Source organism: Coleofasciculus sp. E2-BRE-01 (assembly GCF_040221695.1).
Classification (GTDB): domain Bacteria; phylum Cyanobacteriota; class Cyanobacteriia; order Cyanobacteriales; family Coleofasciculaceae; genus Coleofasciculus.
On the sequence record NZ_JAVKEA010000222.1, the window covers coordinates 1 to 12,783 of the forward strand.

Annotated in this window: 10 protein-coding genes; 8 read left to right on the top strand and 2 right to left on the bottom strand. The window is 47.8% G+C overall.

Annotation, left to right across the window (positions count from 1 at the left end; translation table 11 throughout):
• The first annotated feature begins 323 nt into the window (after nucleotides 1-323).
• A complete protein-coding gene (gene pirA / locus RIG66_RS30815) occupies nucleotides 324-485 on the top strand; it encodes an arginine synthesis PII-interacting regulator PirA (protein ID WP_446383478.1) in 162 nt (53 codons plus the stop codon).
• Between the two features lie 135 nt (nucleotides 486-620).
• Here pirA and RIG66_RS30820 read toward each other — a convergent pair whose 3' ends face one another.
• A complete protein-coding gene (locus tag RIG66_RS30820; RefSeq protein ID WP_446383480.1) occupies nucleotides 621-830 on the bottom strand; it encodes a hypothetical protein in 210 nt (69 codons plus the stop codon).
• A gap of 19 nt (nucleotides 831-849) precedes the next feature.
• Nucleotides 850-2,217 carry a TldD/PmbA family protein gene (locus tag RIG66_RS30825; RefSeq protein WP_446383482.1) on the bottom strand — a complete coding sequence of 456 codons (1,368 nt, stop codon included), beginning with the start codon at nucleotides 2,215-2,217 and terminating at the stop codon, nucleotides 850-852.
• A gap of 323 nt (nucleotides 2,218-2,540) precedes the next feature.
• Between RIG66_RS30825 and RIG66_RS30830 the strand changes: the two genes are divergently transcribed.
• From RIG66_RS30830 to RIG66_RS30860, 7 genes are all read left to right on the top strand, one after another.
• Entirely contained in the window at nucleotides 2,541-3,191 is a 651-nt protein-coding gene (locus RIG66_RS30830; RefSeq protein ID WP_446383484.1) for a DUF1361 domain-containing protein, read from the top strand.
• Between the two features lie 645 nt (nucleotides 3,192-3,836).
• The gene (locus RIG66_RS30835) at nucleotides 3,837-4,577 is read left to right on the top strand and encodes a cytochrome c biogenesis protein CcdA (RefSeq protein ID WP_446383486.1); all 741 of its coding nucleotides are present in this window, start codon (nucleotides 3,837-3,839) and stop codon (nucleotides 4,575-4,577) included.
• A 3-nt stretch (nucleotides 4,578-4,580) separates the two neighbouring features.
• A complete protein-coding gene (locus RIG66_RS30840; protein ID WP_446383488.1) occupies nucleotides 4,581-5,963 on the top strand; it encodes a cytochrome c biogenesis protein in 1,383 nt (460 codons plus the stop codon).
• Between the two features lie 595 nt (nucleotides 5,964-6,558).
• On the top strand, nucleotides 6,559-8,997 hold the full coding sequence (locus RIG66_RS30845; protein ID WP_446383490.1) for a GH116 family glycosyl hydrolase: 2,439 nt from the start codon (nucleotides 6,559-6,561) through the stop codon (nucleotides 8,995-8,997).
• A gap of 267 nt (nucleotides 8,998-9,264) precedes the next feature.
• The gene (locus tag RIG66_RS30850; RefSeq protein WP_446383492.1) at nucleotides 9,265-9,753 is read left to right on the top strand and encodes a DNA-binding protein; all 489 of its coding nucleotides are present in this window, start codon (nucleotides 9,265-9,267) and stop codon (nucleotides 9,751-9,753) included.
• A gap of 448 nt (nucleotides 9,754-10,201) precedes the next feature.
• Complete coding sequence (locus RIG66_RS30855) at nucleotides 10,202-11,335, top strand: TIGR03032 family protein (RefSeq protein ID WP_446383494.1); 1,134 nt, start codon at nucleotides 10,202-10,204, stop codon at nucleotides 11,333-11,335.
• 26 nt (nucleotides 11,336-11,361) lie between these two features.
• Entirely contained in the window at nucleotides 11,362-12,600 is a 1,239-nt protein-coding gene (locus tag RIG66_RS30860) for a hypothetical protein (RefSeq protein WP_446383496.1), read from the top strand.
• Nucleotides 12,601-12,783 lie beyond the last annotated feature (183 nt).

A 12,783-nucleotide genomic window follows, 5' to 3' on the forward strand; every position in this document is an offset into this window, starting at 1 on the left:
CCCTACACCCTACACCCTACACCCTACACCCTACACCCTACACCCTACACCCTACACCCTACACCCTACACCCTACACCCTACACCCTACACCCTACACCCTACACCCTACACCCTACACCCTACACCCTACACCCAGTAGTATCTTCAAGTCCCTTGTCACCCCCTCAGCTTCTGCCTTCTGCCTTCTGCTTACGGTTATCCACATCAAAACTTCACTAATTTCTGTATCAAATACTACGTTCAGGTGATCTTTTTTGATTTTATTCGTGGTATTTTTAAAGTAGAGTCAATACCAGAAGTAAAGCCAAAGGAATGTTCACCATGAACAAACAACTACAAAAACAAGCCAAAGAAGCCGCAGCTACCCATCGCCAAAGCTTGCAAAAGAACTTGCAGCATCGTATAGAAGTCGCTAGAGCCAATGGCAATGACGTTTTGGTTCGTCAGCTAGAAGCCGAAGCCAGCTACTTAAAACTCAGCTAAGAGGCATATATCAATTAATCCTGACACAGGAGACAATAAAATTCTCTGAATGTCAGGAAAATTTAACAACCCCCCAGAATCCCTTTTTTGAAGCTTGGGCGGGTTTCGTTGATCAGTTATCGGTGACAAGCTAAGTTAGTGGCTAAACCCGCCCCTACAATTGTGGCTAAACCCGCCCCTACCAGAATCTCCCGAAACTCCTACCTTCTGCTCCCCCATCTCCCCCATCTCCCCCATCTCCCCCATCTCCCCCATCTCCCCCAGCTTCCCCAGCTCCCCCATCTCCCCCATCTCCCCCATCTCCCCCATCTCCCCCATCTCCCCCATCTCCCCCATCTCCCCCATCTCCCCCAGCTCTCCTCTCCTAACGCCCCCCAACCACGACATCCTTAATCCGAACATGGGGACCACCAACGCTGACGGCTAAGGGCATTTGTCCACCTTTACCACACCCGCCACTGACGTAGAGTGTATCATTGCCGATCGCGTCAATATCTTTCAGGGTTTGAAACACGTTCCCGGTGAGAGTGACATCGCTGACAGGTTCTGCAATCTTACCATTGCGAATCATATACCCTTCCCCTGCGGCAAAGGTGAACATTTCACCATTTGTTTGTCCGCCCAACATCCGCACCGCATAAACCCCTTCGTCAATATCGCCAATCATATCCTCGAAAGAACAATCTCCGGGTTCAATCGCTGTATTTGTCATCCGTACAATGGGCGGATAGGTAGCATTAATCGCCCTGGCGTTACCCGTTAGCGCTTCTTGCATCTTGCCTGCGGTTTCCCGTGAATGTAACCGTTGACTGAGAATGCCATCTTTAATTAAATACTTGCGCTGGGCGGGTACTCCTTCATCATCGTAGTGTAGAGTACCTGGTAAACCTGGTAGAGTGGCATCATCAATCACATTCAGTTGGGGAATTGCCATTGGTTTCCCTAGGGTAAGTAATTCTTGCATCCGGGGATTTTCATAGACAAAATCGGCTTCTGATAAATGTCCAAAGGCTTCGTGAATAAAGACACCCGCCAAATAGGGATCTAAGACAACCGTGTGCTGTCCGCCCTTCACCGACTTCGCTTCAAGCTGAGTCACCGCCCGTTTCGCCGCCCCTAACACCCGTTCTTCAATCCCCACCAACGCATCGTAATCGGAACGGGAGTGAACCGACTCAAAACCTTGACGCACGACACCCTCATCCCCTCGCGCGATCGCACCAAACCGGGCGGATATATCCAGCCGTTCTTGGACAATGCAGGAACCTGTGGAATTGACAAAATAGGTAATCCCGAAGCGATCGCGATATCCCACCATTGTGGTTTGAATTCGCGGATCATACTCTAGTAATAGGCGATTATACTCGGCGATTAACTGACGCTTTTCTAACAGAGATAAACCACGAGGATCGCGACCCAGTTCCACCGCCACATAATCTTGAATCGGTTCTAGGGGCGCTAAACTTGTGGTGTCTTTCCCCACTAACCGCGCTTGGGAAATCGCCGCTTCAATCCGATCTTCCAACTCCGCCAACCCATTAAACGTGACAAAACTCCATCCCCCCTGATGACAAGCGCGAATTCCCCCCGCTAAACTCAAGCTACGGTCTACCGCATCCAGTTGTTCTCCCCGAAACGATATCGCCGTTTGCTCACTTTGCTCCACCCGAATTTCCACATAATCAACGGCGTCCCGATACGGTGCGATCGCCCGTTGCAATTGTTCCTGCATGACTATCTTCCCACGCTTTCTATAAACTTATTCTTCCTATCTTAAGTAAAATGTCACTGAATTAAGCGTTTGTAGTAAGCGCTGTCTTCGCTATAAATGCTGTCATCCGCCCAACACTCAAATTCTCGTCACTCACCAAACCCTTGAGAAGTGGTGCGTTACGCTTCACTAACGCACCCTACAACTTGGCTACAATTTAGCTTACTGAAAATTGACAAGATTTCGCTGATAAGGAATCACTAATAACGGCTCACGGCGTCTTGAAGCCATTCGTTATACTGGTAAATAACCGATTGCTCTAGCAGACTTATACCCGTAAAAACATGTCTTTCAGATTTCTATTAAGGGATGCCTGGAAAGCGTGGCATCGCCATAGCGGTTGGATGGCTTGGAATTTATTTCTGGCGTTTATCCCCTTAGCTTTAAGCGTTTGGCTCTTTCGCCGCTCCTCTGGCTCTCGTAACCTTTTGTGGTGGGTGGGTTTAATTGTTTTCATGGCGTTCTTACCCAATGCACCTTATCTATTGACGGATATCATCCACCTGATTGATGCGGTGCGCCGTGACTATTCCGTTTGGGTGATTACGTTAGTGCTGATTCCGCAACATCTCAGTGTTATTTTATTAGGGTTTGAAGCTTATGTTATCTCGTTAATTAATTTAGGATACTATTTACAAAAGCAAGGCATGGGTAAGTTTACGATTCCGGCTGAACTGATTACTCATGCCCTGTGCGCGGTTGGTATTTATTTAGGACGATTCCTCCGATTTAATAGTTGGGATTTGGTGACACAACCGGAGGATTTAGCCCAAACCATTGTGGATGACTTGACGGCTAAACGTCCCTTGTTGGTCATGTTTGTCACCTTTATCGTGTTGACAGTATTGTATTGGGTGATGAAACAAATCACGCTGGGACTCATTCTCAAAATGCGTTATCGCCAAGTTTCTCACGAAGTAGGTGGGGATAATTAAAGTTAACGGTGGTGATTATCATTTGTCTTATGTCTTATGTCATTTGTTATACCTGTGAAGCGAGTGAGTAGGATGCCGTTAGCCAAGCGTAACCCACCGCAATCCTTTAAGAATCAGTGCGTTACTACTGGACTGACACAGCTAAAATTGTGGATTAGATTTGTTTTGTAGTAAGGGAACCTGAGCCAACTCCAGCTATGCTTTGAAGCACGCCTTGTGCTTACCAAAAAATTGTGTCTAAAGCCTCGTCTTCTAGGACGACTTTGTGTTAGAATTAGCTTAGAGGAAAGGGTATTAAACCTCTATAAAAACCTGGGTCCGAGAGGCATCGCACCTTGAAAACTAGGCTTAGAGGGTTCTGTACAGGAAGGCTTGTACAGGTAAAAAGTCTAAGCAACAAGCACCAGAAAACACATTCTTTCTTGTTTTCAATAGTACGATAGGGCATATCGAAACTAGCTTCTGCAATGGAGCAAAACGCTTCTGGAGAGATGCTCCTCTGGTATGAAATAGGACCCCTGTTTCATAGTTAAGAGCGCTCGATGAAAGAAGAATCCTCACGCCTTCAGGCTGAGGAGTGTCAATACAAACAATCCCATACGTTAAAATGCTCACAGAACAGGTATTTGGTGAATTACCCAGCGCATGATTGACACCTTACAAACTCAACTGTACCAACTGGAACAATTTGCCGATAATCTGGTTGGGAACCAGCTTACCCATCTGAGTGCATTAAGCATCGGGATTATCTTTGCGGCTGGGTTGCTGACTAGCCTCACTCCTTGTATGCTATCTATGCTGCCGATCACGATTGGCTACATTGGCGGCTATGAAGCCAAAGGACGCCTGCAAGCGGCAACTCAATCCACTTGGTTTGCTTTCGGGTTGGCAACCACCCTAGCCGGATTGGGGATTTTAGCCGCATCGGTGGGACGAGTATATGGGCAAGTGGGTATCGGGTTACCGATAATTGTTAGCCTGATTGCAATTATCATGGGGCTAAACCTACTGGAAGCATTACCCCTACAATTACCGTCGTTTGGCGGAATGGAATGGATTTCCCCCGATTTGCCCAAGGGAATACGTTCTTATCTGATTGGTTTAACCTTTGGGTTAGTCGCCTCTCCTTGCAGTACACCCGTTTTGGCAACGTTACTGGCTTGGGTGGCAAGTACACAAGACTGGGTTTTAGGTGGCGTTCTGCTATTATCCTATACGGCAGGTTATGTTACTCCGTTGATTGTGGCAGGTACATTTACCGCTTCAATAAAGAGGTTATTAGAAGTACGCCAATGGTCAAGTTGGATTACACCCGTTAGTGGGGCTTTATTAGTCGGATTCGGCGTCTTTTCGCTGCTGTCTCGGATTCCTGGGGGAATTTTTTAATTAATGACGTTAGATAATCAATCTGTGTCTAATCCTGTCGGACGTTGGTTCCGGCGTTATATCGTATCATTTCTAGCGGATTTACGACTGGCGATCGCACTCCTTCTCGCGATCGCTCTTTTCAGTATCAGTGGCACCATTATCGAACAGGGTCAATCTCTTGCCTTTTATCAAGCCAATTATCCCGAAGATCCCGCCTTATTTGGCTTCTTAACCTGGAAAGTTCTCCTATTCTTAGGATTAGACCACATATACCGGACATGGTGGTTTTTGTCAATCCTGGTTCTGTTTGGCAGTAGCCTCACCGCTTGCACGTTTACTCGTCAATTTCCCGCCCTGAAAGCCGCCCGTCGTTGGAACTATTACAAAGAACCGCGTCAATTTCAGAAATTGGCACTCAGCGCTGAACTAGAAACAGGTTCTCTGAATTCCTTATCCCAACTGCTGCAAGCCAAGCGCTATCGGGTATTTCAAGAAGGAGATAGCCTCTACGCCCGCAAAGGAATCGTGGGGCGGATTGGTCCAATTGTCGTTCATGCCAGTATGTTGATTATTCTGGCGGGGTCAATTTGGGGGGCGATGACGGGATTTATGGCACAGGAAATGGTTCCTAGTGGCAAAACCTTTCATGTCCGAAACATTATTGATGCCGGTCCCTGGGCAAAATCTCAGGTTCCTCAAGATTGGGGGATTCATGTTAATCGCTTCTGGATTGACTACACCCCCGAAGGCGGAATTGATCAGTTTTATTCCGATTTATCGGTGGTGGATAACCAGGAACAAGAAATTGACCGCGAAACCATTTATGTGAATAAACCCCTGCGCCATCAAGGTGTCACCTTCTACCAAACCGACTGGGGAATCGCGGCGGTGCGAGTACAGTTAAATAACAGTCCGATTTTCCAGTTACCCATGGCGAAACTGGATATCCAGGGGAATGGGCGCATCTGGGGGACATGGATACCAACGAAACCGGATTTAAGTGAAGGGGCTTCACTGTTGGCAAAAGACTTACAGGGGACGGTTTTGGTGTACGATGCCAAGGGCAAATTAGTCTCCACGGTTCGTTCTGGAATGAGTACCCAAGTGAATGGGGTAACATTGCGTCTGAAGGAATTAATCGGCAGTACGGGTTTACAAATAAAAGCTGATCCGGGCATTCCGATTGTGTATACCGGCTTTGGTTTGCTCATGGTGGGTGTAATTATGAGCTATGTTTCCCATTCGCAAATTTGGGCATTACAAAAAGGCGATCGCTTTTATGTGGGGGGGAGAACTAACCGCGCCCAGGTATCCTTTGAGCGAGAAGTGATTGAGATTTTAGATCGCTTGCATGAGGATAAATCAACCCCTGACGTTCCGTTACAAGAAGCGATGCAAGTCTAGGGAGACCTGAAGGGGTATGGGGTGTGGGGTGTGGGGTATGGGGTGTGGGGTGTGGGGTGTGGGGTATGGGGTGTGGGGTGTGGGGTATGGGGTGTGGGGTGTGGGGTGTGGGGTGTGGGGTATGGGGTGTGGGGTGTGGGGTGTGGGGAAAATATTAGAGAAACACAAAAGCCCATCATATCACCCCCCTTCCGTCCCTTCAGGCGAATGGAATTCGCGCCTAGACAAACCAAGTCCGCCTGCGCGGACTAACAACAGATTAAGAGTTTTGGAACCCGCGTTAGCGAAGCTTGCCGAAGGCCAGGCGGGTTTTGTTTGTGTAGTTGCGGTTTCAACCGCCCTGAATAAAAACGCCTGAAACCCTTATATTTAAGGCATTGCAATTATGGGCAATCGTCAGGACATGATATCAAAGCCTCTCTCCTTGCAGGAGAGAGGTTTGGAGAGAGGTTTTCCAGATCCCGTGAAAAGTAAGGCGTTGGATGTGGGAGCGTTGAGGAGCAAACGATTCCAGAGAAATGGTATGAGAATGGCGCGTCTCTACAGATTGCTCCAGAATAGTGCAAGTGACCCACTACGCCGTAAGATCTAAAGCATGATCTACCAACCACCGCGCCCAACTATCCCTGAGAGTACCTGGCACCGTCCAATTGGACAGGGCTGGGAGAATCCCTATACTGTACGCTATGCCAGTAATCTGGATGATGGACCCTGGCATGGTATGCCCCTTGGTGGATTTGGCGCAGGTTGTTTGGGGCGATCGCCACGGGGAGATTTTAATCTATGGCATCTGGATGGGGGAGAACATACCTTTAAATCTTTGCCAGCTTGTCAGTTTAGCGTCTTTGAACAGCCAGAGAACCAAGACGCCCAAGCCTATTCCCTTTGCACCGAACCCCCAGAGGATGGCAGTCTGGGCAAATGGCAATGGTATCCTACGTCGCCTAATGTAGAGACGCGCCATGGCGCGTCTCTACCAACGGGAACCTATCACGCCCTTTATCCTCGCAGTTGGTTTGTCTACGAGAATGTCTTTCAAACGGAATTAACCTGCCAACAGTTTTCCCCAATTTGGGCAGATTGTTATCAGGAAAGCAGTTATCCGGTGGCGGTGTTTGAATGGACTGCCCATAATCCCACAGATCAGCCGATTACCTTAAGTATTATGCTCACCTGGCAGAATATGGTGGGCTGGTTTACTAATGCAATCAAGCATCCCCAAGTTCAGGTACGGGATGATGGGAGTCCGGTTTACGAGTATCAACCCCGTTGGGGCAATAGCACCGGGAATTATAATCAGTGGATTGTGGATAATTTCCGCGTGGGTTGTCTGTTAGATCGAGTGAGGTTGCGGGATGAGATTGAGGAAGGCGAAGGACAACTCTGTTTTGCCACGGTGACGAATCCTAGTCAGGAGGTATTCTATCACTGTCGCTGGAATCCCACAGGCGATGGATCAGACGTGTGGAATACGTTTGCCAGTGACGGGAGTCTCAGTGATGTGCAAGATGAAACGCCTGCTGAACCCGGAGAACAAATTGGGGGCGCGATCGCGGTACGGGTAAGACTGCGCCCAGGGAGAACCCGGAAAATCCCCTTTATCCTGGCTTGGGATTTTCCAGTAACTGAGTTTTCGGCTGGGGTTAAATATTACCGCCGTTATACCGATTTCTTTGGACGTACCGGGAATAATGCCTGGTCAATGGTTCGCACTGCCCTTAAACATTCTGACCTTTGGCAAGAGCGAATTTCATCCTGGCAAAATCCCATTTTACAGCGTCAGGATTTACCCAATTGGTTCAAAATGGCGCTGTTTAATGAACTGTATTTGTTATCGGCTGGAGGAACCATTTGGAGTGCGGCAAATGAACGCAATCCGGTGGGACAATTTGGGGTGTTGGAATCCTTTGATTATCGTTGGTACGAAAGTTTAGATGTGCGGCTGTATGGGTCGTTTGCCCTAGCGATGTTGTGGTCGCGATTGGATAAAGCGGTACTGGAAGCCTTTGCCCAGGCAATTCCCACGAGTGATGATACGCCGCGAATTATTGGATACAATCAAGCCACAGCAATTCGCAAAGCCGCTGATGCCACACCCCATGATTTAGGCGCAGCGAATGAACATCCGTGGGAGAAAACTAATTATACCAGTTATCAAGATTGTAATCAATGGAAAGATTTACCCTGTGATTTTGTCTTGCAAGTGTATCGGACTTTTGTATTTACGGGGTCAAAGGATATTGAGTTTTTAGCCGAATGTTGGTCAGCCATTGTCAGGGCGCTAGCTTATCTGAAAACCTTTGATCACGATGGTGATGGGATTCCAGAAAACTCAGGCGCACCGGATCAGACGTTTGATGATTGGCAGTTGCAGGGAGTTAGTGCTTACTGTGGTGGACTATGGTTAGCCGCCTTAGAAGCCGGAAGCGCGATCGCACAGATTCTCCTAGATAATTACACCCTAGTTTTTTCCATTAATCTACCTGATCCAGAGGTAATTCAACAAACCCTAAACGACTATCAGCAATGGCTACAACAGGCAAAACCGATTTATCAAGAAAAACTCTGGAATGGTCAATATTATCGCCTGGATAGCGACAGTGATTCCGATGTGGTGATGGCAGATCAACTTTGTGGTCAATTCTATGTAAAACTATTAGGATTACCGGATATTGTTCCCGCTGACTGCACCCAATCGGCATTAAAAACGGTTTACGAGTCTTGTTTTTTAAAGTTCCATAATGCCCAATTTGGTGCAGCCAATGGCGTAAAACCCGATGGTTCTCCTGAATATCCCGATGCGACACATCCCCTAGAGGTGTGGACAGGGATTAATTTTGGACTAGCCGCCTTTTTAATTCAATTGGGGATGAAGGATGAAGCCTTAAAATTGACAGAAGCAGTAGTGAGACAAGTCTATGAAAATGGGTTACAATTCCGCACCCCAGAAGCGATTACACCTATTGGCACATTTCGGGCAGGTCATTATCTGCGGGCGATGGCAATTTGGAGCGTTTATTTAACCTTAAGCTGAAGTCCCCCGCATAAATTTACTACACAATTGTGTGGATGGGATGAGTACCCTGAGCTTTCTCGCATCGCGTCTCTACATTGCTCCCTCTGCTTCCCCTGCTCCCCCTGCTTTTAGGGCTTAAGTTGACACCAATGGGTTACCAAACCCCTGCCAATAGGGTTGGGGGAGATAAAAGTAAATTGGGGGAAATTGTGACTCTTCCAAGCTCACGGTTCAACGAAGTAACCGTGAGTAGTTGACAACTATTACGCTATCCTTATAGTTAACATGATTGTCGGTACAACAGAAGCGGCTCAAATTTTAAATATCTCTACAGCTCGACTGCGAGTCCTGCTGCTCCAGGGCAGAGTGCAAGGCGCTTACAAGACCGGGACAATGTGGTTAATGCCTCTATTTAATGGCAAACCACTGATTCAGCGAGGAAAAAGAGGTCCGGCTCCTCGTTGGCGCAATCCCAGAAAGCCAGCGAAAACGATCATTCACGTTAATTCACACAGAATTCGACAGAATCAAAAACATAACTCACACCAGCCGGTGATTACGGTGAAGAAGTGGTGCGACTCTGGGTCGCTGATTGGAGCAAAGGAACAGGCTTCCCAAAAGGGCAATCAGAATATCTATGGTCATGAAGTGGAAATACCGGGAGGATGCCGTGTTGTTTATCGTCCCGATAGTCCAAGATGTGGTGCTAAGGTTTGGATCGAAACGCTTTATGACGTCAGGGTGATTTCTTGGCAGGAGGACGGTTCTGGCTGACTTGCACCCAGTCGCGTTAAAGATAGCAGATAGACAGGAAACGTTTTCTTGATTAATTCGCGATCGCGCCCCCTGGGTGAGTCAGTATTGTTAAGGATATCAGCATGAATTCGCGATCGCGCCCCCTGGGTGTGTTAGATATTAGTAGCTAGCTTGCTGGTTCGCAACCAGAAGGGGAACAATTATTGACGTTATGGTTTAAATGCCGAACAGCTTAGATGTGCGGCAGAGTAAATGTTGTATTTTTTCTAGTACCATTTAATTAAAATAATGTCGCCCATATTTCACTAAAATTGACAAAGTTTAAAATTTATTAATATAAACAGAGAAAATTCGGCTTTCTGTATGAAGATTCAGTAAAGATGTCCTGTTGACTAATTTTCCGTTGCCGATTACTCCTAATATAAATAACGGATAACGTTTGTGGCTTTCATCGAGTACACGGCTCATGGTGCATCAATCGCCATTCTCTTCAACGACTTCCCCGTCATTAGAAATAACGGGTTCTCGGCAATTCACGGCTTGGTTAACTGAGCAACATCTCAGTCTAGCTTTTACTACCTATCAAGCTGGGAAGGTATTTTTTATTGGAGTACAGCCAACGGGACAGTTGTCAATCTTTGAGCGCACGTTTGAGCGGTGTATGGGGTTGTGTGTTCATGGCTCCACCCTTTATTTGAGTTCGCTTTATCAGGTATGGCGATTTGAAAATGTTCTAGAAGCGGGACAAGTTCACAACGGGTATGACTGTCTTTATGTGCCGCAAGTGGGTTATGTTACCGGGGATTTGGATGTCCATGATGTGGCGGTGGTTTATCCCCCCCTAACCCCCCCTTCAAAAGGGGGGGGATCTCTTGCTCCCCCCTTACAAAGGGGGGCTGGGGGGGATTCCCCCATCTTTGTCAATACCCTATTTAGCTGTTTGGCGACGGTGAGCGAAACTCACAGTTTTGTTCCAGTATGGCAACCGCCGTTTATTTCCAAGTTGGCGGCTGAAGATAGGTGTCACCTGAATGGCTTAGCGATGGGAGAAGGACAACCGGCGTATGTGACAGCGGTGAGTCAGTCGGATGTTACCGATGGTTGGCGGGATAAACGGCGCGATGGGGGGTGTGTGGTTGATGTGGAGAGGAATCAGGTGATTTTGACGGGGTTGTCGATGCCTCATTCGCCGCGAGTTTATCGGGATAAGCTCTGGTTGCTCAATTCTGGCACAGGGGAGTTTGGCTATGTTGATTTGAACCGGGGAGAGTTTGAGTCAGTGGCGTTTTGTCCCGGTTATTTGCGCGGGTTGGCGTTTAGTGGGGATTTTGCGATTGTCGGGTTGTCGAAGCCGAGGGAGAATAAGACGTTTTCGGGTTTGGCGCTGGATGAGCGGTTACAGAGTAAGCAGGCTGAACCGCGCTGTGGGTTGTTGGTGATTGATTTACGCAGTGGGGATATTGTCCATTGGCTGCGAATTGAAGGGATAGTGACGGAATTGTATGACGTGGCGGTATTGCCAGGAGTGCGGCGTCCGATGGCGGTTGGGTTTAAGACGGATGAAATTCGGCGTATTGTCAGGATTGGTTCGGAGCAATAGTAACTGAAATTTAACGGGAGAATACTATGGCAACTGCATCTTTTAATCTTAGTGAATTGGATGGTAGCAATGGCTTTGTCATCAACGGGATTGATCCGGATGACTTGTCAGGTCGTTCGGTGAGTGGAGCCGGAGATATCAATGGGGATGGCATTGATGACTTGATTATCGGTGCCACAGGTGCTGACCCCAACGGTAACTCTTCTGCAGGAGAAACTTATGTGGTGTTTGGTAACAGCGAAGGTTTCAATGCTTCACTTGAGCTGTCTGAACTCAACGGTAGCAATGGCTTTGTCATTAACGGCATTGATGTGGGTGACCAATCAGGTCGTTCGGTGAGTGGAGCAGGAGATATCAATGGGGATGGCATTGATGACTTGATTATCGGTGCCCCCCGTGCTGACCCCAACGGTAACGTGGGTGCAGGAGAAACTTATGTGGTGTTTGGTAACAGCGAAGGTTTCAATGCTTCACTTGAGCTGTCTGAACTCAACGGTAGCAATGGCTTTGTCATCAACGGCATTGATCGGGTTGACTTCTCAGGTTTTTCGGTGAGTGGAGCAGGAGATATCAATGGAGATGGCATTGATGACTTGATTATCGGTGCATACCGTGCTGACCCCAATGGTAACTCTTTTGCAGGAGAAACTTATGTGGTGTTTGGCAGTATCCGCTCAGGAATCAATGGCACGCCCAATAATGATACCTTAGTTGGCACTCAAGATAATGATCTAATCAACGGATTCGCTGGTAATGACACCATCGCAGGCAACCTAGGAAATGATACCATCTTCGGCGGTGACGGGGATGATGTCTTACGCGGTGACTTAAACCAGCGTTCCCCCCAAATTGGTATCGGTGGCGATGATATCATCTTCGGTGGTGCAGGCAATGACCGCATCGGTGGCAAAGGGGGAAATGACCAACTCTTTGGTGAAGCCGGGGATGACCAAATCTGGGGGGATGATGGGGATGACATCCTGCGCGGCGGACTCGGTAACGATACCCTAACTGGGGATGACTTCTCTGGCGGTAGTGGTAGCGATACCTTTATCCTCGCCGTAAACGAAGGGACAGATACAATCGTAGACTTCCAAGATGGTGCAGATTTAATTGGCTTAGCCGATGGTCTAACTTTTGGTCAGTTATCGATTACTCAAGATGGCAAAAATACCCTGATTGGTTTTGAAGATGAGACGCTGGCTATGCTCAAAGGAATGAATGCCAACCTCTTAACAGAAGCCGATTTTACCCTTATAGGCTAGAACGTTTCTCCCTAAATTCGTGTCGTGGAAAAACGACATTATCGTAGGGGCGCACCGACGTGCATGGGTGTCAACTTAAGCCACATTACCCACGATAGGATACTGGGTGTGGGGTATGGGGTGTGGGGTGTGGGGGAAAGCGAGCAATGTTGGGGAGCTATGTATTAAACGGAACCTGTTTGA